Source organism: Coraliomargarita algicola (assembly GCF_033878955.1).
Taxonomy (GTDB): Bacteria; Verrucomicrobiota; Verrucomicrobiia; order Opitutales; family Coraliomargaritaceae; genus Thalassobacterium; species Thalassobacterium algicola.
Map to the genome: position 1 here is coordinate 844319 of NZ_CP138858.1, position 24782 is coordinate 869100.

Below are 24782 nucleotides of genomic sequence, written 5' to 3' on the forward strand. Positions count from 1 at the left end.
CACAAACTAAACATGACACATACAATCCAAACCAAACTAAACAATAAGCTACTTTGCCTCCTATGTTATAGCTTTTATTGCCTACTCTTATCTTCTCTGAATGCAGCAGCAGAAAATAGCATGACCACCGAAAACATTGAACACACCGATACACTGAAAATTGTTCGTAACATTCAATACAGCGAGGCCGCTGGAGAAAAAGGTTACGGCGATCTCTTCCTGCCGCAGGATGTTGAAAGCCCCCGCACAGTGCTACTCATCCACGGCGGTGCCTGGAAGCACATGACTCGCCAGCGCGTACAACAAGTCGCCGCCTTCATCGCCGAGCAAGGATACGCTGTCTTCAACGTCAGCTACCGCCTCTTGCCCCAAGCCCCCTACCCAGCCTGTGAAGTCGACTGTATTGACGCCGCTAAATTCCTATTGGAAGGCGAGCATCCCGCGATTCAAGCCCTCGACCGTAGCCAAATAGTCGTCGGAGGCTTATCCGCAGGAGGTCACCTCGCACTCGTCACCGGTCTCAAACTTCCGACCGAACAAATCGCGGGCATTCTTGATATCTGCGGCCCCACGGAACTCCATGCTCCCGAGCTAGAAGGACTCATGCGATCTTCGGGGCTCGCCAAAGATGAGCCCAATAAAATGGAAATATTCAAAGCAGCCTCCCCCACACTCTTGGCTGCCGAGAAAGAATCCCTCCCTCCACTCTTAGTCCTCCATTGCCAACAAGACGGCATCGTAAACATCAAACAAGCCTACCGCATCATGGATGTATGGAACCAGGCAGGAGCCAACCTACAGGCTTTTCTCTACGAAGGAAATCCGAAGGGCGGCCACAACATCTGGCGCACTGGCAAATCCGAGCCAGATCTGCATTACAAGCTAGAGCATCAAATCATCAGCTTTTTGAATAGCTTCTTTCAAAAGTAACAGGACGATAGAGCAATATTCAGAGAGAATCAGGGAAAGACCTTTTACTGCTACAGATTCATATTCTCTGGTAGCGATGTGACACCAGTCACGTCGGCAGTCGACAGGCCCCCCAGCACAGATCGACCTTGCTCGCGCAAGGGCGCTACAGATTCATATTCTCCGGTAGAGATGTGACGCCAGTCACGTCGGCAGTCGACAGACCCCAGCACAGATCGACCTTGCTCGCGCAAGGGCGCTACAGATTCATATTCTCTGGTAGCGATGTGACGCCAGTCACGTCGGCAGTCGACGAGGCCCCTACGTATGACCAACGCATACACGCACTTACTTTTGAGAAACGCTATAACGCTCGAAAAGTTTATCGGTCGATTCTTATCGAAGTATACGTTCCAAACTCAGTCACTCACCCCGATCGGACGGCACCACGGCCCAGCGCACCCCTGCCCCGTTCACGCTGAGTTCGTTGCCATCGGCTTCGATGCTTGCGATCGTGCCAGCAAAAAGTTCGATCCGCTGGCCGGCATAATCGATGATGCCTTGGAGTTGCCGTTCGCGGCGGGCCGCCAGCAGCAATTTGCTACGCCCATCTGCCTTACGGTAAAGTCTCCAGAGAATGGCGTCCGAATAGCATTTCACCTCTGGCTGCAGCCATGCCTCGATGTGATCAATCAGTTGAGAACCGGGCTCTAGGTCTGACAAATACAAGACATTGCCAGCGGTATTTCTGGCCCCATGCGCCTCTCCTTCGATGGAAACAAGCAAGCGTTCCGCTGGTCCGCGCAAGGGATACGACACTTCGATTTGCAAGGTGCGAAATTCAGGTAGTTGGCACTGCGCATCAATCCCTGACAAATACTGCGACAAGGTGGGCATCGGCAAGCCCATCATATCCGAGAACGCGGCGTTCAACGATTTACCAGAGCTGGTAAGTGCCGGAGGTGGTCCGACAAAAACCAAACGGCCACCGTGCTGAGCAAAATCCTGAAGAACCGCCCACGCCTGGTCGGGTAGCACCGAAGCATAGGGCAAAATCAGTATACGATAGCGCCCGAGACCGGTCTGCAAAGCCTCTCCATCCACTGTAGCATCGGCCAACAAACGACAGTCGACCCAATCAAAGGCGATACTACGCTCGACAAAACGGGACGACTGGTTGAGGCAAAATGCCTTATGAGCACTTGCGATATCCGGCCGATTGATGCCGCAAACAGTTTCCCAACCATGTAAAATCCCGACCTCGACGACAGGATCAAAGCCCTTCAAATCACGCAATTGCGCCCGATTGCGCTTGGTTTCCTGGACGGTCAGATCCCAAGTGTAATGCGCGGGGTAGCGTGTCACTTCCGAGCTCTCTCCGTAGAAAATATTAAACCAGCTGATCTTAAATAAGGAAATCAAGCGGGCATTATAGTCGACCATGGCATTGGTCGCTTTCCAGTGCCAGGTGTTGACCTCCGCCTCGCCGGAAGGCGTCAGCCGCCCCAAAGAGCTGCCCAAGGTGTAGGCATAGGCCACCGACTGAGGGTCCCACCAGCAGCAATCGGTGTAACCGGCATCCATTTGATCATTCAGGCGAAAGTAATCCACCGCGCCACAGCGATAATCATTGATCCCGCCCTCGCCCTGCCAGGTATGGTGGCTGCCGAGTATCAGGTCTTCACCAAACAGCGCACGAGCCTTAGCGATCAAATTCTGCTGGGCATGGAAAACGCCCTCGTTGAGCACTTCGTAATAGTCCAGTCGCACACGTACCGCCTCGGGCTCGCAGCCTCCCTCATCCAGCAGGTAGAGTTTGTCCCGCAGCGAATACCCTTTCTTCGACTCAAAGGCTTGTGCAAAAGCATCGCCATAGAGATAAGTGCCCCAATCCCCCTCGACGGCCGGCTCATCCCAGCCAACGCCGTCCAAATGTGAGTCGCGGTGCAATTCGAGGATGTGATCGTAGTAACGCCGACAGCCCTCCGACCAAAAATCGACACAGGCTCGCTCGGTAAATCGCGCATACACCACCAGCTCACCTTGGTTAAAATCCGTAAGCTGACCACTCAAGTGCGTGTGCATCCGGCGATCTGCAGGCTTCCCTTCGATGTAAAAATGCTGACGAAACGCATAACCATTCCGGTATATTTCCCCTTCCCCATCGACCTGACTGTCTGAGATGACCACAGCATGATACTGGCCATCACTGCTGCGCACCCATGCGGCCTCTACATCCAGATAATCTGATTTAACGCCATTGGTTTTCGGGTTTTCGAAGTGTAGTCGATAGCGCCCTTCGACCAGTTTTGTTTTAGCACGCACCAAGCGCGTGGCTTGAACACCTGCAAACATCCGCCCCATTTCCTGTGCCGCCTTCAAGTGAGGCTCGCAATCAATCACCACCTTGGCACCCAGTGCATGCGCGGCATCCGTCAACACGCGGACCGCCTGCACGACTTCTGGGTCACCAAAATTAAACGAGGTCAAGCGTAGGAAGGGGCGTAGCACTTCAAAGCCGCTATTGACCAAGTCCACGGCGACCTGCTTAAGCACTTCCGGATTGCGAATCATCGGGTCGCTAAGCGTCACCCCCATGCTTTGTTCGAAATTTCTCATAATTTATTCAGTCCCCACGGACGATGCAACCACACAGGACGCATCCTGTAGGATTGAGCGGAGCTGCGTTTCACCCAGCTCTAAGACAGCCCAAGTGCCACCGCACAATTGAAAGTCCCCACCCTCGTAGACAAAGTGTTCGTTCAACTCTGCATACAACGGGGCCATACAAACCAGCACGACAGAATCAGTATCAGCGCCTGAAAAGAGACGAAACGAGGCACGCCCAAAATGTTGTAGATCGGGGCGTGAGCTTGGCACAGACTGCAGGTGACGGAAGAACTGCTCGCGGGGGTCCAAGGCATTAAACCAAGTCACCGCCCCACGGCGCACCGCGATGATTTCGCCATCCGTATCCAAACACGTTTCACTGTCCTCGCGCTTAGCTACTGGAAAACGGAAGTCGGCCTGTTCCGGTTCCCAGTCAGCATAGCCGGGCACCGGCTTGTGGGAGGTCAGCCAACTATCGTAATCCGCAAAGTCCACCGGCTCAATCCCACACAGTTCGGCAAAGCGATCCGCAAGCGACACTCCGGTTTCCAAAATTCGAGATGGCGGCGTACCTATAAACACCACTTCCACCCCAGCCTGAATACAGGCTTCAACCGTGTGCCAAACTCCTGCCGGAATCAACGACGCATGCGGAAGGGCCAACCTTGGGTAGCGACGACCACCGAGAATAAGACAGCCATCCTCAACTTGCGCGGACTCGAGTGCCTCGCTGCTCACATAATCAAAGAAACGGCTATGTTTGAGTGCTTGCTCCGACAGGTTATAGTTACAAGTCATCCACAGGCGCACGTAGTGGTATTTTGAATACTCGTGATAGGCCTGACTTTCCCATGACAGCCAAACCGCCATTTCAGACTCCGGCAGCAGATCTGCAGGCAGGGCATCGCTCAAGGCCTGCAATTGTTGCGCGTTGCGCCCGAGATCTTTCCAATGGGAATCCCATGGAAAGGTGGGAAATCCTTCTGAATAGCGACCGAGAAAAATGCTGAACCAATCGATCCGATAAAGCATTTTCATTCTGGTATAATAGTCATACCAGGTTCGACGCTGAGACTCACTCCAGTCATTCAAATAGCTGGCGGGCTTATTCAGCTCCTTACGCAAGCTATCAGCCAAAGTGTAATTATAAACCGTTTCGGAATGACTGCTCATATCCCAGCCCGTATCCGTGAACGCCGCAGTCAGCAGTTTACCCAGTTTGAAATAATCGGCACAACCACAACGAATATCCATCGCCATTCCGGAATAGGTGTGATGGGTGCCAAGAAAACAATCCTCTCCAAATTGCTGCTTCGCTTGTTCATTAAAAGCAGCTTGCGCATTAAAATTCACCGCGCCTAGACTGGTATAATAATCACGACGGGTCTGTATCGCCTCTACTGATTCCCCCTGGTCAAGATCCAGCAAACGCTCTCTCAGATCGTACCCGTTTTCCTGCTGGAAAAAATCCATAAACCCGGCCCCAGCCTTGTAACCGCGCAATGAACCACCCTTGCCCGGTTCATCCCAGGCCACGCCGTCCAAAGGTACCGCAGCATAGCGCTCAAGCAAGTGCTGCTGCGCTTCCAGATAACTCGCAGACGCCACATCAGGATACTGAAAGGTCCGCATCGCCACATAGACACGAACTTTAGTGAACGCACCTTTTTGAATACGCCCACGAATTTTGACATAGGAAGTGCGTTGTCGTGGACGATACACACTGACCGTCGCATCGTCATCTAAAGAAGGATAGGCATACTGCGAGGTAAACGAATCCTGTTGATCCAGCACATAGTCTTCTTGCGGGATTCGGTGCACCTGTCCCGTCGCATCCCATCCGTAGACGGCAGAAATCTCTTCGACCGCGAAGGGCTCTCCCCCTTCATAGGCCGGACTGACCTCGAACTGACCACGGTAACAATCACTGTCCTTCGCGACGATTTGCCACATGGCCATATCAGGGCACTCTTCCGCGCTGCGCCCGCCCCAGTGTGCCCAATCCATATCCAGCACAAATTGGAGACCGCAGCGATGGGAGGCCTCTGCAGCCGCTTGAACAGCTGCAAGCACACGTGGCTCATGCAGGTTGTGGTGCATGTGCCGGGCAAAGCAAATGATGATGCCAAAGCCGTTATCAGCCGCGGACTGAATCGCAGATGCCATGTCTTCAAAGTCATGCAGCCATTCAGGAGAGAGGAAGAGGCCCATGGCCTGTTTCGAATGTTTCATAGAAATATTTCAATCAGACACGAACAGCCGAGTCTGGGTGGCGAAAGCCGTTTCAATCATTTGCCACTTCGGGCAAAAAGAGCACTTCAGCCCAAACCAGATCTCCCGGCACGGCAGGTGCGAGGCATTCCACTAAGTTACTACCGACCTGAATCCAGTCACTTGGGATGGTATAAAAACGAATCGAATCCACAAAAGCATTGTTCCAACCATGCTGTTGGTGCCCTTGAGTCTTGGAAATACTCGTGTAGTCGGGTGCTTCGCATAACTCAATCACTTGAGTATTCCAACGCAATTCCAGTTCATCCAGCGCGGACTCTGACACGCCCTTAAATCCGAGAATCAAGGTAGCCACAGCGCTGGTCGGCTTGGGACCAGTGAAAATACGCAGGCTGATCGACTGCTCCATGCGGGCGAAGTTGGCACCAATTTCCGGCACCGTGAGTGGCACTGGCAGCACGTTGTGCATGGGCCCGCCTGGTGCATTGATACTTGGATACGTCACCGCATGACGACGCTGGCACAGTTCCAAAGTATCCAATGAACCGACATGGGCCAACAGATGTTTCAATAAATCGGGCTCACCGGTTTCGCGGTAATTTTGGTTAAAAAAGTAAACGCCGTCTGCCCCCGCTTCGAGTGCGTTCGCAGCGGCACCGCATAGAAATTCATACTCGTGCATCGAAACACTCGGACAGGCATGAGCGAGTTCTCCGACATGCGAGATAATCTTCACACCATCGCCAAGCATCGCCCGCCAAATAGGCACTGGCAGTTCATACAGATTACTTCCAGTGAAGCTGGAAAGCGTCAGTAAATCGAGACAACCATCGCGCTTCCAAGTTAAGGGATCAAAGCCCAGCGCAAAGCAGGATTCCGGATGTGCCGGCACGCGATGCGCCAATTTGATCGGATGCCCCCAACGTTTCTCAGCGGCATCGGCTAAACGGCGAACTTCCCGGATAAATTCATTGAGCAATTGCATGCCCGACTGCTCGTGTCCGGGCGCAAAGTGCATCCCCCAACGCATCCAATCCAGCTCCAGCCCATACATATCGTAACGTTCGAAAAGCTCTTTGATCAGCGCCATGTGGTGTGCACGCACTTCTGGCTTCCCATAATCAAAAGCCCCTTCCCAACTGCGCTCCAAGCGATACGGAGCCCGACGCAGTTCAGGATGTTGACGCCAGAATTCACTAGACCAATGCAAGGCCCATTCAGCCTCTCCACCGTCAACAGCTTGGTTCTGCATATGCAGAAAGGTTTCCTTTAAGCCGTGGCAGTCATTCATCCGCATGCTCAGCCAACCTTCGACTTCGTGGTGACGACAACGTTGCAACCAGATCTCAAACTGATCCAAGCCTCGCTCTCGCAGCAACAGGTGATTATGGATACCATGACCTCGCTTGAGTGCCGGTTGATCTTCTCCCAGTGCCGGATCATAATCGCCCCAAAACGTTTCCCACACCTTTGATGGGAAAAGTGCGCGTTGCACATTCACACAAAACATAATGCCCGCCACTTGCGTGTCTTCGACATAAAAATCGACCAGACGGTTCAGGCCTGCCACACTCATATCCTCAGGCGGATGTTTACCGTAGAAGTGATGATTGTCTTCGTTGAAATAGATCGTTCGTTCCATCGTCCTTACACGCGTCACTTAGTTCGCGTAGTCCTCCATATAATAGCGCCCATCCGATACACCGCGAAAGTCATCGCTACGAAAAGGAGACGCTGGTAAGCCTGCATCATCGTAGAGATTACATACCGGATTTTCGGCCCAGGCATAACGCACCGCCACGGGGTCCGTCACCTGCGGCGACCAAACCACCACAGTATCTCCTTCGATTCGAGCATGGGCCCAATGCCACTTTTGATCTTTACCACAAATGGCAAAGCCCTGCACTTCGCTCTCGGGCAGCGGAAGCACTACAGGAATAGTTTTTGCCTTAGTGAATCGCTCAAAATAACGAACGTCTACTTCCTCAGGCAATGGTTTTGCCACTAAGCCCCCGGCCATGCCATCAAATAGAACACGAATGCGATCATGCTCAATCTCTATGCCTTGGTAAACTGGGCCAGAATAAGCGATATCTTGCTTGTAGGTTTTTGCCAGTGCCGCACGAGCCAAGCGCTCACCTTGATCTTTGCGGTTCAGCGGATGAATGTCCTCCGCCAATCCTGTATCAATCAGAACTGCTTGCCCGGTATTCGGCAGTTCCAGTGCCTTGGCTTGAGCCTCACGAAACTCAGCCCAAGAACTCTCACCGGGCTGGTCTTTGGAATGTTGATAATTCGCCAACTGGCAGAAATAAAAAGGAAAGTCCCCCATCCCCCATTGCGAACGCCAATCTTCGATCATAAGTGGAAAGGTCTTTTGATATTGCATGGCTCGGCCGGCATTACTCTCGCCTTGATACCAGATAGCGCCACGCATCGCATACGGCACTAAGGGAGCGATCATTCCATTGTATAATCGGCTCGCGACATAATGCACGCTGGGAGGCTTTGAGGGTGCTTTCGGAAGTGCAGCGCGTGCCTCTCCCGCGACCGGAGCTAATTCAAATTCAACCTTAGCATCCCATTCGCCACTCAGCAGCAGCTTGCGGGGCCCCATGGACATCTCCGACGGCTTGGCAACCACACCCCCGCGGTCAGCGTGACTGAACATGCGCACAACAAGACTGTGTTTGCCTGGCGCAATTTCGCTTTGCTTACGCAGCCAGAAGGATGCCTGCTGAAATGGCATATCTTCGCCCGGTTTAGTTTCTGCCTTGAGTTCGCCATCCCAATAAACCTGATGAAAGTCACCGACTCGGCCCAGTTTGACTTCGGCCCAACCATCGGCTGAGGGCCCCTCATCCAATTCGACAGTCTTACGAAACCACACCGCGCCATTGGCCGGCATTCCCTGTGGCTGCAGCATACCGGGTAAAGTTATGGTCGACCAATCCGAGGTATCTAACTCGCTATCTACCCATGCAGGGCGCTCATTGGCAGCGCGATCGGCTCTGCCATACGCTTGCTGCCATGCGAGATAGTCTGCAAAAAATGCTTTTTCAGCTGCTGGATAGCCATCGAAGCGCTGCCAGGCGGTCTCTTTTCCTTGCTTAAGATCGGGGTCTGTATCCAAAGCCTCGGAGCGCGTCCAACTCTCTACCATGGAGCCACCCCAAGCCGAACGAATCAGGCCGACGGGCACGCCCAGGCGATGCTGCACGGACTTACCAAAGTAGTAAGCAACTCCCCCGAAATTCTCAATCGTCTTTGGCGAAGCCACCAGCCATTGACCTTCCACATCTTCCATCGGATTCGCAGAGGCCTGCTTCTTGACCTTGAACTCACGTAACATCTCATTGCTCGGCAACGCTTTTTCTGCATCGACATTCAACGAATAAAATAAGCGCAATTCCATATTGGACTGCCCGCTACACAACCAAACTTCCCCCAACAATACATCTTCAATAGTCACGGTATTTTGACCAGAAACTTCGACCGTATGTGGGCCATGGTCTAAGCTGCTCAAATCCAAGTCTAAAGCCCATTTCCCCTGCTGATTGGCAGTGGTCTGCTCGACTCGTTCTCCGATCTGCACACGCACTTCCTCGCCCGCATCGGCCCAGCCCCAGATAGGCACGGCTGCGGCACGTTGTAGCACCATGTGATCGGAAAAAATGGCGGGCATCCTGACTTCAGCCCAGCTGCCTGCCGCTAGCGCGCAGCTAGCGAGGGCAATTGTGAATAGTTTGCACTTCATGGATAAACCTCTGCTTGGTAAAATTTGAGTTCAATTGATTTCACGTCGCCATTGCCAGCGGACTTCATGGTCGAGATTTCAATCGTATTGTTTTCACCGAAGCGAATCCATGGAGTCAGATTAATATCCCAAGCTTCTCCGATATTGTGATGATGACGACGCACCCAATTTCCATTAATGATCACACCAATCATTCCAGTTTGTGCATCCATCGAGAACATAACCTGCTTACCTTCTAAGTCTTTAGGAATAAAAACCTCACGACGTAGATTCAATGCATTGGTATAAGCACCAGGCAGCTCGACTGGTGCCTGATCGCGCAGGACGTCCGCACTCGGAATCCACTGCCCGGCCAAGTCGATAGTCGTTTCGGCATCTGGCACATAAGTGAGCCATGCGTTGCCACGCACACCATTCAGCGTGCCTTCACCGCGCCCCTCAATCACAAGTGTATGTGTCGTGCCAGCTTGCAGCACTTCCGGAAACAACTCACCACGCAGGCCACGATTACTCCAATCATGAATCAGCTCACCATCCAACCAGATGCGTGCTTCATCCACAAAAGTGGTACGGTACCAACTATGTAACCACAGCTCAATACGCCCGGCAGTCCAGTCGGCAGGCACGGTAAACTGCTTACGATACACCGCGTGTTTCACATCCGCATGTGCTGGTGTGTTCCAAACACGTAGCCCCATCTTTTCCCAATCGCTGTCGTCAAAAGATTTCGTTGACCACTCAGCTGGCATTTCAGTGCCTTCAACTGCACGCCACGCCCAGTCTTCTCCCATGGCCAAGGTATTCGGAAACTCAGGTGTTTTAAAATCCACCCCGGTATCTGCACCGCCTCCGCGCCACCAATGACACTGCAAGTCAAACCACGCCAAGGGGGCGTCCACAAGATCCTTGCGAGGTGTCAAATAAGCACGTGTCTCCAGTGGATTGAATTTTAGATTCGGCACCACAGCTCCCTCCAACGCGAGCTTTTCACCTGTCATCAAATCGATCACATAGCTAGGCGCTTCCCCGTCCGCGAATTGCAACTGCACTTCCGCAGCATGGTCTTCGCTGCGATTCCACATCGTCCACACATCGTAAAGGCCGTTGTTACTCACAAACTGACGCATGAAAACATTGCTATCATCTGTCTGCTGCAACTGAGCTGCAATCGAACGCACGCCCTCATGTTCCAACAGGTTGCTGATAAAAGCACTCATTGCGCGTATTTGGCTAGTGCTCTGCGCCAAAGGTGTGCTGATACGATCATTTAGCTTAGCGCCGTGCCACTTGGTGCCTACGTGGATGATCTTTCCTTTACCAAGTGGACGCAAACCGACAGCAACGGAGCCATCCTCCCACATCACAAGATTTTGCACGTCGTCAGCAACTGGCTTGAGGTGTAAGCCGTTGGCCGTGCGTTCGAGCCACTCACCCTGTTCAAATACAGTTTGCCCTGCTGCGAGCTGCACGTTCTGCCAGGAATCTTGTGTGATCTTACCTTCGTCATCATACTTTTCAGTTGCGATCACTTCGTAGCCAGTGAGTTCACTGATCGACCACACATTAGGCTCACGTAAGCTGTGACGGCCCGTATGCCCGAAGGTCACGAATGTGCCCCCAGCACGCACATAGGCTTCGATATCCTCTAGCATGTCTGGCGACATCACGGAAGTGTTGGCATCGATAATCATCTTGTAGCGTGCCGCATGGCCACGGTCAAAATCACCATCGGTAATGGCATCGTGATCATAATGCTCGATCAATCCGACCATCGAATTCGCACTCCAATAGCCCGTGCTTAGGTTGACATTCGGATCCAAGGTCCATGGGCCACGCCAGTAGAGGGGAATATTAGACGAGTGTAGCAAAGCAACGTCTGCGGGCTCGCTATGGTATTGCCCGAAGAGTTGGATCAGTGGCGCGTCGCGCTCAAACTCAGCACGAATATCATCGTGCCACATGACGGCGCCCACGTGAATAAAGTAGTCGATCCCCTGCACCCCCTCGGTGTGCCAACGGCCAATCAATTGCTTAAACTTCGTTAAATTGTAAGCGGGGCTGCCTGGTTCGAGGGAAAACGGTAAGCGCGAACTACGCGATAAGGCCGGCAAAAATTGAGAGAAGAAAGCCGACATGTAACCTGTGTTATGGAAACTAGCCCCCATGGGCTCCATGACTCCCTTCAAATGATCGACAAAATCGTCCGGATGCATAATCGCAATGTGGCGATTAGGATCTTCTTCCCGAATCATTTCCAAGCCCATCCTGACCGACTCTGTACGTGTCCATTGACGCCACTCCCAGAAATCAGCCCACTGCGCATTCAACGACTCTCCCAGCTCTGGATAATTTGCAGGCGGAGTGGATGACAAATACACACGATAGCCCAAGTAACCACTCGGCAACTCCAAGCTAATCTGATTCGTGCCTGCCTGCAATAAGCCCTCCATCGGGATCACCGCACGATGCGGTACACCATTGGCTAATCCTTCACGCAAAACTTCTTGCCCATTCACATGCGCCGCCACATCCAGCTTACTGCTGTAGCTCATATCCCACAGGTAGAGCCACGATTTTTCATTCGCCTCCAACCATGCTTGTGGCACTTCAAAGTCACGGCGATACACAGCCAGTTCTTTCGTAGGCAAAAATAGATTACGATCCGTGCCAGGCGCTTCGATCCCCGCCCAGTCCGAGTCATCATAGTCGACTTGCACCCAATCCGATTCGACGGCTTGATCCTTGCCAGGGAATTTCACTTTCCAAGTGCCGGTTAAATCAATTGCATCCTTACCCCAACCTGCAAAAGAAGCGACTTCGGGCACATGGATATCTTCCCAAGACGCAAATTCCTTAAGCCAGCTGGCATTCACCGCATTCAAATCGCTGGCATACTTTTCCTGAAGAAAGGCACGATAGGTGCGATCCGCAGCCGGCCCGTATTCCAAAAAGTAATCGTGCCCTGCATGCGCCAATTCCAGATGAGGCTCCATCCAAGCCACCAGATTTTCGTCATTCGCATATTTCGCGACAGCATCCTGTAAAATACTCAGCAGCCCACGCCGGCCTGCATTGTCCCCCCAAGCCAAGACACCGATCGCCCCACGGAATGGGTCACCGACTGCTTTAACCGTTCCAAGAAATTGAGGCATTTTCTGAACGGTATCTTCGCGCCAGCGATCCATCGCCCAATTAGTCATCCCCATGGTGGCCAGCGATGGGTGGATACTTGTCGCCACATTCTTTTCCTTTGCCCAAGCACGTGACCAATCCCACCAACCTTCATTTAATTGGCCATCCGCAGAGTCCAACTCCATCATACTAGACCAAAGGGCGACGCCGACTTCTTGCTCCGCCATGTAATCAAACTCCTTGGTAATATCATAATCCTTTAGATCGACTCCCTCGGGCGTCGTCCATGGACGATAGTAAAACTGAAAACCATGCTGATCCCAACGGTCCAGCCACATCGGCACTTTGGCATTAGAACTGGATGCGTAGCGCCCCAGGTCCGAGCCGAAGGCCTGCGTCAACAAATGACGCATCGTGCTCGCATCGGGAGCTGAGAACACATACAAGCGATTTCCCTCGCGCAGCGCAGAAACCGTAAGCAGGTCCGCTAACTGATAGCCCGAGACTGCAACGTCTTCGATCTCCCAGTCGACTGCCAGTAGCCCCGGCAGCGTTTGTAAATCTGATAAATACTTCGCATGTGTCAGTTCAGCCTTGGCCTCATCCTCACAAATGATCTCAACAACACGTCCTTGTCCATCAACCCATTGGCGCGCGGAAACGTTCCCATAACCACGCAACGACTGCGTATCGACAACAGCGGCTTCAGAAAAATTGCGAGCGCTCAAATCAAGCGCGCTCTTTTGATTCTCTTCGAGGCACGCAGTTTGTGCGAGCGACATGAGCCCCGCGAACAAAAGGCTGGAGCAGCGAACGATGGAAGAGCGTTGAATCTTAGCAGTAAGTAATTTTTCGAGGAATGAAGACATGGTAATAAAAGTAAACTGGCACAGCAAGGCCATGCCTCCCAATCCATGAGGATTGGGAGGCCGACAAAAATGAGGAAAAAGGGAGTCAGTCCTTACTTGTTAGACTCCCGGCGTGCACGGCGCATCATAGCAAGCATGCCCACCAGTCCAGCAGCAGCTAAACCACTGACAGAGGGTTCTGGAATCGCAGCAAATTGAACAGTCAAAGAGTTACCTGCTGCATCCCAAATATAACCATCGCCGCTGCCGTATGAGCTATCGAGCTCATAGCCCGCAGGACCGTTGAAGACAAAGCTGGCACCGTTATCGGTCCATGTGCCGTCGCCTTCAAAGAGTGAGTAGACCACGCCCGTTTCCACCGTGCTCAAGTTACTGAAATCAAAGGTCAGGACGCCGTTAATAGCCACTGCCGCAGAACCGAAGTCGATCACATCCACCGACGTACCACTGATATCATGGGCGAAGGTTGCACCGCTATTCGCAGTGAAGCCACCACTCATAGTGAAGGTGCCAACAGCACCTGTATCGCCGGCAGCGAAACGGCTGCCGGCTGCATCGGCCGTGACGGATCCAGTTACAAAACCTGTGCCCCCGAGCGTAGCACCCGCTGCAACACTCACTGCTCCAGTGCCAGTTGCGGAATTACTAGTATTCATCGCTAAGAGCGTTCCTGCACTTACAGTGGTGCCTCCATCGTAATCGTTACCCGTAGCGCGAGTGAAGCGAACCACCCCGGCACCAATTTTTTCGACGGCACCAGATGTTCCACCATCGTCAGAAATCTGACCACTGAAATCAACACGTCCACCACTGGCAGCCGTGACTTGGACATTATGCTGATACGTGGCATTGATGTAGAGGTCAATCTTACCAGAAAACTCTGAATTATCAGCACTGCCGCCACCGACCACTTTGGTCGAACCGGTATTACCAGCCATTTGGATTGTATTATCTACGGCAATCGCGGCATTCGTCAGCAATTGTACGGTATCGCTAGCAGCAGAGCTGTTTCCTAGTCGAACTGTTCCGATGCCTAGCGCCGTAGCATGTTCTACATAGACATTTCCACGAGTTAGGTCGGCACTATTCCCTCCCCCTAAACCAGAATTATCACCTGTGATATAGTAATTAGCTCCATTGACACCAGCATAGCCGACACGAAGTGCAGTCGTTTCCGTACCACTTGTTGTCGTCGAACCGCTATAAATAATACTCCCTCCGACATTCTGTTGAGAGAAACCAAGCCATTTTGCTTGCGTCCTATTCGATGCACTAAAATCAAAGTCACCACTCAATTCCAAAGTATTATCCGTGCTGTTGTTTACAGTGAGCTCACCATTCCCATTGGTACGAATACTATAATCAAGTATAAAGTCTGAGCCGATGACGACGTCATCAGAACCTGCTGAGAAATCGATAACAGGAACAGAGCTATTATTAAAATCGGCCGTATAAGCAATCGTCCCACCGATAAGTGTATAACCTCCCGATGTGAAAGATAAACCATCTTTTCCAGATCGTCCCCCAACAGCCACAGTACCGTCAACCGTCACGCTACCACCAGTCCCACCAAAGACAGCGTAATCGCCCGCCGTCCAAGTGCTCGTGGCATTCGTACCTCCGCTGGCATCATTCCAGTTGGCAGTAGTGCCCGGGTCCCAAGTTCCGGAACCACCGATCCCGGCAGTGTCCCCATTGGCATCCCAGTAGGCAGTAGATTGAGCTGACAGAGTCGCGCCAGCCATAACAAGACCAGTGGCCAAGCCAGTGGCAGTGCGCAAATGCGGCATTTTCATTGTAGTGTTCGGTAGGTTCATGTGGTTATCTTTCATTGGGGTTATTGTCTATTATTACTGAAGAAATTCTCCGGGGTGCTCCGTAAAATGGAATGGCAGTATCCTCTTCGAACAGGACTCGCCCATGATCTGTCGCTCTAACTGTTCAATCAAAGCCTGCGCATAAGCATGCTCACTGGTAATCGCCTGAAAGGATGGAAAGGGGCAGAGGTAGTCGTGCATCGCATTGCGATGAAAGGCGACCTTCAGCGTCTCAGGAACCGAAACACTCAGCTCCAACATCGCAGTGATCGCGCCCTCAACTACATTATCCGGTTCAACTATCAGGCCATCCGGCCGAGACTGCTGCTGCCAAAGTCGATGAAATTGTTGATACCCAAAACGCACCAAATCAGAACCACTTAAACCTTCTTCACCCTTGGGAATGCGAATCCAGTCATCCTCGACACGCAGGTTATGATGGGCCGCCGCATCGACAAAGGCAGAATAGTAATCCTGATAGGCAGCCACCATTCTATGAACCGTGATCAACCCGACAGTCTGGCAGCCCTGCTCGGCCAAATTGTGCATCACCTGATCGAACATTAGGCTGGTATCCCCACCTACTGCATAGGGAACATTGCTGGGGGTAATCGCAGATAAAGGCAGCGAAAGCGCCTTTGCCCATTTCAGGATGTGATCGTCGCAGTCTAGTAAAATCAGACCTTGTATTTCCTTACGCTCAGCGGCCAGCTCAACATCATGCCACATGCTCCCACGCTGATCCTTCAGGCGGGAATCGGTAAAGACCCGGACCGTAACATCCATCTCCTGAAGAATACTCTGTATTTCAACTAAAACACGACGCACAAACCACTTACTGGAATGTGCCATTGACTCCAAACTCATGTACAGCCCGACATTTCTCAGAGCGACCAATTCCTCTGCCACGAAGGTGCCCTTACCATGACGGCGTATTAGCAAACGGTCTTCAACCAACTCAGCCAAAGCGGAATGTACCACCGTCGGCGTCACTCCCCAAAGCGCGGACAACTTACGCGTCGAAGGAATTTCGACCCCAGGCTCCAACTCGCCGGACTCAATAGCCGCCTTCAAATGCTCGCGAATACGCACTTTGGGTAGATCCGAATTTCGGATCGTTAACTGGGATAAGACATCATTCATCAATGCTGAGAAGGCTAATCATGCTCGTGCAATCCGGCTCGTCAAGTTAAATAAAAACAGTTTGAACAGTTGCAACAGATAGAACAGTTCAGGGAACTGGTTGCACGCGAATACGGTGCACGACAGGCATTATCTGACCGCGAACCGAGCTCGCCAACAGATCGTCCACCTCACGCAATGCACGCCCTGCTCGTTCTAAGCCAGGTGCAGTCTCGGGTTGCGATTGCATCAACTCGTTCTGATTTTGACCGACGAATTGCTTCAAATAAAAGACCTCAAAGCGCTGTTTTTCACTCACTGCCGCATCGAGCTTTCGAAAGGCCGCTGAGAATGGATTTTCCAGAAACTCTGCGGCTAAATTGATTCCGTGCTCCAACTGATCTGAACTAAAGAGCTTAGATTCACTTCCCCAAGTCACCCTTGCTGACGGCGCACTCAAGCCAGAAACCTTCAGGACATAACGGTTTAGATCCTGATTAAAGGGCAAGAAAGGCAAAATACTAGTCACCGAATCCGGGCGATCTCCCAGACCACGAACGAAACAGAAGGGATAGCGCGTGCTCTCGATTTCCAGTCCTTCAGACGACGCGGACAAGATCCGATGCCCTGCAGTCGAGCTGCCGCGGCCACTTTGCAGATCGAGCTCTAGCGTGCCGATGGCCCCCTCACAGCCCAAAGCTTTCAAGAAGGCATAAGCCATAATCAAGTGCCCATTGGGCCCTGCATGCACGCCATCCGTAGGCCCCGCAACGGGATAACTCTCTCCCAAAGCTTGCTTCGCGCGGGCCATCACATCCAGCATAATGGTGTGCACGTCGGCAAAGTCAGCCCCCTCCTCCATCGCGACCTCAGCCGCCAACTCACTGAGCTGACCGAGCGTCTGATTATATTCCTCTGCACTAATGGCAGTTTTTGGATTACGAAAAGTAAATGTATCCACAACTCCGGGCCCTCCCAACACAACTCGCCTCACACCAGACTGCTTAAAGCGGCGAACGATCTCAACCAAGCTTTGCCGATAGGTCGCGGCGACCTCATCATTAAGATAATCGTATCGCCCATCGTTCATGCCGAAACAAGTCGTCACGATCGCCGGCTCAAAGCTCTGGGCCCCCGCCTCCATTAGCTTTGCGTAACGCCCCGCCGTCATACCGCCCCAACCACACTGCACGGCACGCACCGCAGGCTCCGGCTGACAAGCGAGTAAGTAGCTTTCAAGAAAGACGCTGTAGACGCCTTGCTGGGTAATCGAGTCCCCACAAATCGCCCAAACATCGCCCGGGCGAAAGATCGGCTCCGAGCGAGTGGCTGCCGCAACGGTCAGTCCAGATCCGACCAAAGCCAACAGCACGCGGCTCACATTCATTAAATAGCTAACTTTCATCATACTCTAGTAATCCACGCCCTGCGCAGCCTCCGCCTCTAGCACTTGATCCAAATAAACACCGACTTTCTCAGCCCAAAGCTCACCATGATTCTTCAAGCCTAGTTCGCTAAAGTGTACCCCCACTCGATTCTCCCCCAGCAATGTATCCGTATCAGGCCCGACCAACGCGATCCCCTCATCCCAAATACGTTGCTGCGCCAAACGCGTCGCCGGCGATAATGGGCGCTGACTCCCCGTGTAAGAAACCTGAGCCACCATCCAAGGGATATTCCATCCCGCAACTGAACGCGTCCCATCGATCACACGGGTGAGCGAATCGTAATAGGCTTCCGATGTGCCCTTAGCATCGGCTTCGCCCTGATGCCAGAGCAAGGCACGAAAGCCATTCGGCCCGAGCTGATGAATACGTGACATCAGCCAATAGAAAGGAAATTTCCCAGGCAGCCAGCGCTTCACAGGCGCCCCACCATGGCCCGTCACCGCAACGGCAACCGGCACCTGGTAACGCGCCACCATCGCATCACCAAAATATGTCCATGGACTGCCTCCCTGGCTACCATCCGTCGAGCCTGGTTGCGGATCTTCGCTCAAGCTCCAAGACTCGCCACTAAAACTAGATACCAAACCGGTCTGCGTGCGAGCTGTCAACTTGCGGCGTTCACCGTAGTTAGTGGAATTGGATTGTCCGCAAATAACAAAAACTTCTCCAACACCCACATGCTCGACATGAACATCCGCCAACACCTCTTCGCCGCGACGCGCCTGCATCTCCAGGCGATACCAACCTCCCGCAGGAAGATCCACCCATTCCGAAAAACTCGCTGCCACCGGCTTGCCGCCCAATTCCCGCCATCGATCCGGCAATTCACCACTTAATCCCGAACCCAAAAATCGATAGACCAGTGACTCCGTTCCAACTGGCACCGCCCCCGACAAAAGCACCTGCCCCTGCATTCGGCTCCGACGCTGAAACACCTGATAATCCTTGGGAGAAAACAAGGTCAACGCACCACTCACTGATGGCTTAGGCGATTGAAAAGCCAACTCTGCCATGCGGTAGCCTGGAACCGCATCCTCGCAGCGCTCTTTCAATTCGGCAGTCTCCTCATCAAGAATCGGCTTTGCTGTAATTGAAATCTCCCGCACCTCGTGAGGCTGAAGGGTCGCCTCCCACACCTGAAACAAGCCCTTTCGCCAGGCTTTTCCTGTCTCCTCACTCGGCCCCCAGATTCGGTCACCACCCTCAATCTGAACCTGCCACCACGCCGATACACCATCCTGATACCAAGTCGTATCCGACCACAATTGCACGGTTGGCGTACGGAGGCGTTCCCCACCCAAGGAAGCGACCGCACGCACAGTAGGATCGATCACCATCAACGCTTGCATCGGTTGGGAAGTCTTGTTTTCAACCCGGATCTGCACCCCCTCTGCTGCAAAATGATAGTGAACCGAAGCTCGCTCACCCTCTGCTCGTAGCGAATTCACATCCACTTGCTCGACCCGCTCCAAATCAACAGTTGTCCCCTGATAAAGAAAGAAGCCCCTAGAGCCGCCAAATGAATTTAGATCAGGTAAACCAGTTCCCAAACGCACAAAGCTGGGGCGATGCGAATTTGCCACCAAACCATAAAACTCACCCGGTTGAATAAATCGCAGATCCAGCAAACTGCCGTCTTGCCCGACTTGCGCTTCTATGATCGGGTCTCCCTTTATAGAAATCCGCCACCGCCCCAGTTCCTCACGAATCGTAACCGTCTCTGAAAATGCACTCACGGCCAACAAAGCCGCCGGCAGATGACAAAGCAGCAAAAAAACAACAAGCGGTAGCCTGTAGAACAAGGGAGACACCAAAGCAACTCGTTTCATTTAAATAGCGTTAGATGGGGATTTAACAGAACCTGACAAGACTGGGTTCATAATTTGAATTAGAAGACCAAGTCAAACACAATCAAAAACAGTATAAACAGGACGAACAGTTAGAACAGTTAAGATTGACTTCAATCCATTCGCGTAAATAGTCTTTTAATTCTACTCATCTCCCCCCCACATAACGTACCCACAATTAATCGATCTTATTGATGAATTCTCACATTAAATCGTTGCTGAATCATATCGCATCCGATCAGCCAACTCGAATTTTGGCATTCGGTTCCTCCAATACTGAACGACTCTGCCCCGGCATGCATTGGTTCGATTGCTTTGAAATGGCTCTACATCAGAACCACGGGCCCCGAGCGCATTGCATCAACGTCGGCGTCGGCGGCAATACCACTCGCCACTTACTGGCCCGTTTCGAAAGCGACGCCGCCTTCTATAAGCCACACGCAGCATTCCTGACAATCGGCGGCAATGACTGCAAACCTGAAGAAGAACTAGATGCTACAGAGTTCGAAGCCAACCTAAACGAGCTCTGGAAACGCTTCGATGCCATAGGCACTCATGTCATCTTCCAAACCTACTATGCCGTCATATCCGACGGCAGCGAGCGCTTCCAGAAATTCTACCTTTATATGGATCTCATCCGTAAAGTCGCTCGCGAACGAGACGCCACCTTAATCGACCACTTGGCTCGCTGGGAACCGTTACGCCAACAACGCCCCGATCTCTACAAGCCGCTGATGGGCGACGCCTTTCACCTGATCGCCCGCGGCAACAAGGTCGTCGGCCTCGACATCGCCCGCACCTTTGGTTGGCAAATGCGGCCAGAAATGGAACACTGGGCGGAAGCGTTCATGATCCAACAAACAATGGATCAGTTCAGCTAAACCAATCAACTGACCACGATGCCTGACTTGCGCCCCCAGCAAAACGCCCCTTCTAGCCACAGCTACAGTGGTGGCTTCGCCCTAGTCATCGCGCTCTCCCTGATGGCATTTATATTGCTACTGTTAATGTCGTTAACAGCTGTCGTTCGCGTAGAAACACAAAGCAGTAAAATTCAAACGGAAATATCGCTCGCGCGCTCCAATGCCTTGCTTGGCTTACAAATCGCCATTGGCGACCTGCAAAAGACCGCCGGCCCGGATCAAAGAGTGAGCGCGACAGCCGACCTCAGCGGCAGGCCCCCTCTCGACACGCAGCAGCATTGGACCGGAGTGTGGGATGTCAGCAACCAAGACCCGTTTACAACTCACAGCACTCCTCCCCTGTTACAATGGTTGGTCTCTGGCCTGGATACCTCCGGTGCCAAATTACAACCGAACAGCGTCGTCAACGACCCAGTGACTCTGATAGAAAACTCTATTGTTCCGGAAAATTCGGTCATCGCCGGACGCGTGCCGCTACAATCAGTCGACGCCGTCACCAATGGGCACTACGCCTTCTGGATCGGCGACGAAGGTGTCAAAGCTAAGATCAACACCATCGACCCGCACCATGACGGCAATAGTACGGAGTCATTCTTTTCACAATTATCCGCGCAGCGATTTGGAATCGAAGCCATTAGCAGCAGCGAAAGCGGTGACGACTTGGGTGCATTGATCTCGCCTCTGGAACCTCTGACGGCACACACACTCAAACGCCTACAAAGCGGCCAAGAATTCAGCTTTCTCCACACAGACCTGGAGGCCCTACAAGCCAATCGTATTCATGATATCACGACCTACAGCTATGGATTACTGACCGACACCCAAAATGGCGGCTTAAAAAAGGATCTCAGTCTCGCCTTCGAAATGGATCTCAGTGATTTCAACAGGTACAGGCATTTTCGCCGCTGATGGCGAGTCCGCACCTTACGTTGACGATCATCTCGTCAACTACCTGTTTACTTTCGATCAATTTCAAGCCCCCTTTCCTAAGATAGCTGACCCACTCGTACGCGGCCCAACCTGGCATCTATTACGAAACTACTATCGCCTCTATAAACAAGATGACCCGGATCGCTTCGAGGACTACAAAATAGGCAATCCACTTGGCGTCGAATCACAAGGCAGCGGTTTCAAGATCGCCGCACGTTCCTATTTCCCGATGACGGAGAAAAACCAGCCGCAGGCCTCCGAACTCCCGCAAGCCTACTATGACCTACATTTGGACCCGAACGTAAATAACACCTTCGAAGCCAACACAGGCACAGAACCCATCCTTCGCGTCACGGATATGGCAATTAGCCCACTAGTCACACGTGTCCAATATTTCTTAAGTCTCCAGGCTGTCAGAATCGATCCAGTTGCCCCTGAAACTGAAGTCAAATACCGCCTCGACCTCCTGCTAGACCCGGTTGTTACATTATGGAATCCTTATAATGTCGCCCTGAGCTACGACAAATTAAGAGTCACGGCGGAAGCCTTCAAGATTCCGATGGAAATATTCATCCGCGAACCAGACACACCCGAAGAGTCAATCAATACCTATTTAGGTCTGCTCGCGAATCCGGGTAGTGATCGCTCCACCATCTCATTGGACCTAACCGATACAGAAACTTTAGCTCCGGGGGAAATCAAAGTCTATGCGGACTCCGACCTGAGTCTGGCCTCCGGTAGAATTTCCGGCGAATTGCTTCCCTACACGAAGAGCATCATTGATCAAACCGGCTATCGTTTCACTAAAATTAACCAGCAGGACTCAGATCCTGGAACAGAGTTGTATTTGGCTCCCGATAGCGACATCCGCTTAGAAGCGTCCTCAAACAGTGGTCTTAGTTTATACACAACGCTCTACCGGAACTTATCATCCGGAGAAGAACGCACAGGTATTACACTCGGCTCGATTCGATCCACCTCCAACGAAAGCACAGAGTTTAATTGGCCCCCTGCGGACCCGCCCGAGTATATAAAAATTCAAGACATCAGCGACACGATGAGTCCCAGCAAGCACCCGGTAGGCGTATTCGACATACACCTACGCCCCGAGGACACAAATGTTCCCGTCCAATTCCTCACCCATTATAATCCACGTGCCACCAGCTTTCGCCAATACACAGGCATCTACTACGACGGTGAAGATGGCACTTCACCTGGCAATTACCGCTGCGAACTAGTCACGTTCTCCAATTGGAATAATCAGGAACTCGCGATTGCCAACGACGGAAGCGGTTACTGGGGCGAAAGCGTCGCAAGTGGACAAACGAAGGTAGTCCTCTTCGAACTCCCCACCACACCACTGCATTCTCTTGCGGCCTTCCAACACGTAAACAACATTTCCAACTATACACAAGAGCCCGCCTATATCGTGGGTAATTCACATGCCAGCCCTTTCATTCCACCCAATGCGGTCACCCGCACAATTGAAGTCGACTCGACTGGGCGCACACAAGTCGACTGGTCCTACCTCTGTAACTCTGCCCTATGGGACAGCTATTTCTTTTCCAGTATCGGCCCTCGCCCAGACCTCGATCTCTCTGACAATGAGTTCGAATCTATTTTCCAATATTACCTGGACGGCCAGCCTCTGCCCAATTCACGCATGCAATTCATTGGCTCCGACTCCAGCGCGACGCTCGCCGAATTATCCTCTTCTTCCAACAACAGCAAAATTGCTGCCGACGCCTATGCAAACATCGCCACTCACCTGATGGTCGATGGGGCCTTTAATATAAACTCCACTTCAATCGAAGCCTGGAAAGCTCTGCTCAGCTCACGCAACGGTTTGGACATTCGCTACCTGAGCGGAAACAGCAGCCAAATCGCCAGCAAGCAGGATAGCCCTTTCAGCCGAACCAGTCTCCCCAGTGGTGATGCCAACGATGATTGGTCAGGCTACCGCTCCCTCAGCGAATCCGAAGTCCAAAGCCTGGCAGAAGAAATCGTAGACCAAGTACTGCTACGTGGCCCATTTACTTCCCTTGCTGATTTTGTCAATCGACGCTTGGATAATGACCTCTCAAGCGCATTAAAAGGACCGCTTCAAGCTGCGATTGATCAAACTAGCATAAACAATCAGTTTTCTGATGAAGTCGTGCTATCAGACCTCGATAGCGACATGCAATATCCCAATCACGCCGTCGGTCCGATTGCTGCGGGTGCCCCCGGCTACTTACGCCAAAGCGACCTGCTCATGACCTTAGGCCCTGTCATGAGCGCGCGATCCGACACATTTACCATTCGCGCATATGGCGACTACATCCATCCGGTCACTGGCGAAAAAACAGAAGCACTCTGCGAAGCAGTCATTCAAAGAACCCCATATTACGTGAGCAATGCAAATGATCCTACCGATACAGTGCTGGATGCGACTAACGATAAATTCGGAAGACGTTTCGTAATCCGCTCCTTTCGCTGGCTTGATAACGATCAAATTTAAGAAGTATCTATGAAAAAATTTATTTGGATATTCGTATTGGTGACGCTCGCATTCTCGCTGAGTATCAGAGCTCAAACAGAAGACGACACAATCTCCATCCGCTTCAGCACTTTTGCATGGAAAGGTACCGATACCCGAGACCTGCATTACCTTAAAAACGGGCAACTTGAACCACTTCAAATTTCCCAGGCTTTCTACAAAGGGCCCTTTGACTATACTGGCCCCAACCCAATCGTCTTCTACAAAAAAATACGCTCCGAAGACGGCACGATGATCCCCACCCCCGTGGCTTCGGCTCCAATCAATCCGGCCTTCAAGGATGTCTTCCTTCTTTTTCTTAAATCCCCCAACGAATCCGCAGATTCAGAACAGCAGCTACACATTTTAAGCATCGACAATCAATTAGCAACCTTCCCCCAAGGGGCCTATCGCATATACAACCTAAGTGAGTATGAAGTCGGAGGCATTTTCTCAGATCAAAAGTTTACAATCCCAGGCAAAGGATTCAAAACCATTGATCTTAACGGTTCCGAGCATGTGGATGTGCGTATCCATTTTAGGTACGAAAATCAACGATGAGTGGATCTCACAAATCAACACCCGCTGGCGGCACGATACACTCACTCGAAATATTGTTTTCGTCACCGACGCCCCCAACAGTCGTCGCCCCAAACTAGAACTCAAAA

Annotated in this window: 14 protein-coding genes; 5 read left to right on the plus strand and 9 right to left on the minus strand. The window is 52.1% G+C overall.

All coding sequences use genetic code 11. The features are described from left to right. Window positions 1-12: 12 nt before the first annotated feature. Window positions 13-930 carry an alpha/beta hydrolase gene (locus SH580_RS03265; RefSeq protein WP_319833580.1) on the plus strand — a complete coding sequence of 306 codons (918 nt, stop codon included), beginning with the start codon at window positions 13-15 and terminating at the stop codon, window positions 928-930. A 402-nt stretch (window positions 931-1332) separates the two neighbouring features. Here SH580_RS03265 and SH580_RS03270 read toward each other — a convergent pair whose 3' ends face one another. The 9 genes from SH580_RS03270 to SH580_RS03310 form a co-directional block, all read right to left on the minus strand. After that, entirely contained in the window at window positions 1333-3528 is a 2196-nt protein-coding gene (locus SH580_RS03270) for a hypothetical protein (protein WP_319833581.1), read from the minus strand. 3 nt (window positions 3529-3531) lie between these two features. After that, complete coding sequence (locus tag SH580_RS03275; RefSeq protein WP_319833582.1) at window positions 3532-5751, minus strand: hypothetical protein; 2220 nt, start codon at window positions 5749-5751, stop codon at window positions 3532-3534. Between the two features lie 52 nt (window positions 5752-5803). Further along, entirely contained in the window at window positions 5804-7393 is a 1590-nt protein-coding gene (locus SH580_RS03280; protein ID WP_319833583.1) for an alpha-amylase family protein, read from the minus strand. A gap of 18 nt (window positions 7394-7411) precedes the next feature. Continuing rightward, window positions 7412-9508: a sialate O-acetylesterase gene (locus SH580_RS03285; RefSeq protein WP_319833584.1), complete on the minus strand. Its 2097-nt coding sequence runs from the start codon at window positions 9506-9508 to the stop codon at window positions 7412-7414. Beyond that, window positions 9505-13509, minus strand: coding sequence for a hypothetical protein (locus SH580_RS03290; RefSeq protein ID WP_319833585.1), 4005 nt, complete (start codon window positions 13507-13509; stop codon window positions 9505-9507). The genes SH580_RS03285 and SH580_RS03290 overlap by 4 nt, the downstream gene beginning before the upstream one ends. 92 nt (window positions 13510-13601) lie before the next feature. After that, on the minus strand, window positions 13602-15341 hold the full coding sequence (locus SH580_RS03295; RefSeq protein WP_319833586.1) for a beta strand repeat-containing protein: 1740 nt from the start codon (window positions 15339-15341) through the stop codon (window positions 13602-13604). An 18-nt stretch (window positions 15342-15359) separates the two neighbouring features. After that, window positions 15360-16469: a GntR family transcriptional regulator gene (locus SH580_RS03300; RefSeq protein ID WP_319833587.1), complete on the minus strand. Its 1110-nt coding sequence runs from the start codon at window positions 16467-16469 to the stop codon at window positions 15360-15362. 88 nt (window positions 16470-16557) lie between these two features. Continuing rightward, a complete protein-coding gene (locus SH580_RS03305) occupies window positions 16558-17856 on the minus strand; it encodes an SGNH/GDSL hydrolase family protein (protein ID WP_319833588.1) in 1299 nt (432 codons plus the stop codon). Between the two features lie 3 nt (window positions 17857-17859). Next, window positions 17860-19725 carry a sialate O-acetylesterase gene (locus tag SH580_RS03310; RefSeq protein ID WP_319833589.1) on the minus strand — a complete coding sequence of 622 codons (1866 nt, stop codon included), beginning with the start codon at window positions 19723-19725 and terminating at the stop codon, window positions 17860-17862. Between the two features lie 212 nt (window positions 19726-19937). Between SH580_RS03310 and SH580_RS03315 the strand changes: the two genes are divergently transcribed. From SH580_RS03315 to SH580_RS03330, 4 genes are read left to right on the plus strand one after another with little or no spacing between them, the layout of a single operon-like run. Next, complete coding sequence (locus tag SH580_RS03315) at window positions 19938-20624, plus strand: SGNH/GDSL hydrolase family protein (RefSeq protein WP_319833590.1); 687 nt, start codon at window positions 19938-19940, stop codon at window positions 20622-20624. A gap of 18 nt (window positions 20625-20642) precedes the next feature. Next, complete coding sequence (locus SH580_RS03320) at window positions 20643-21575, plus strand: hypothetical protein (protein WP_319833591.1); 933 nt, start codon at window positions 20643-20645, stop codon at window positions 21573-21575. After that, window positions 21541-24096: a hypothetical protein gene (locus tag SH580_RS03325; RefSeq protein ID WP_319833592.1), complete on the plus strand. Its 2556-nt coding sequence runs from the start codon at window positions 21541-21543 to the stop codon at window positions 24094-24096. The genes SH580_RS03320 and SH580_RS03325 overlap by 35 nt, the downstream gene beginning before the upstream one ends. A 9-nt stretch (window positions 24097-24105) precedes the next feature. Beyond that, window positions 24106-24675 carry a hypothetical protein gene (locus SH580_RS03330; protein WP_319833593.1) on the plus strand — a complete coding sequence of 190 codons (570 nt, stop codon included), beginning with the start codon at window positions 24106-24108 and terminating at the stop codon, window positions 24673-24675. Window positions 24676-24782: the final 107 nt, after the last annotated feature.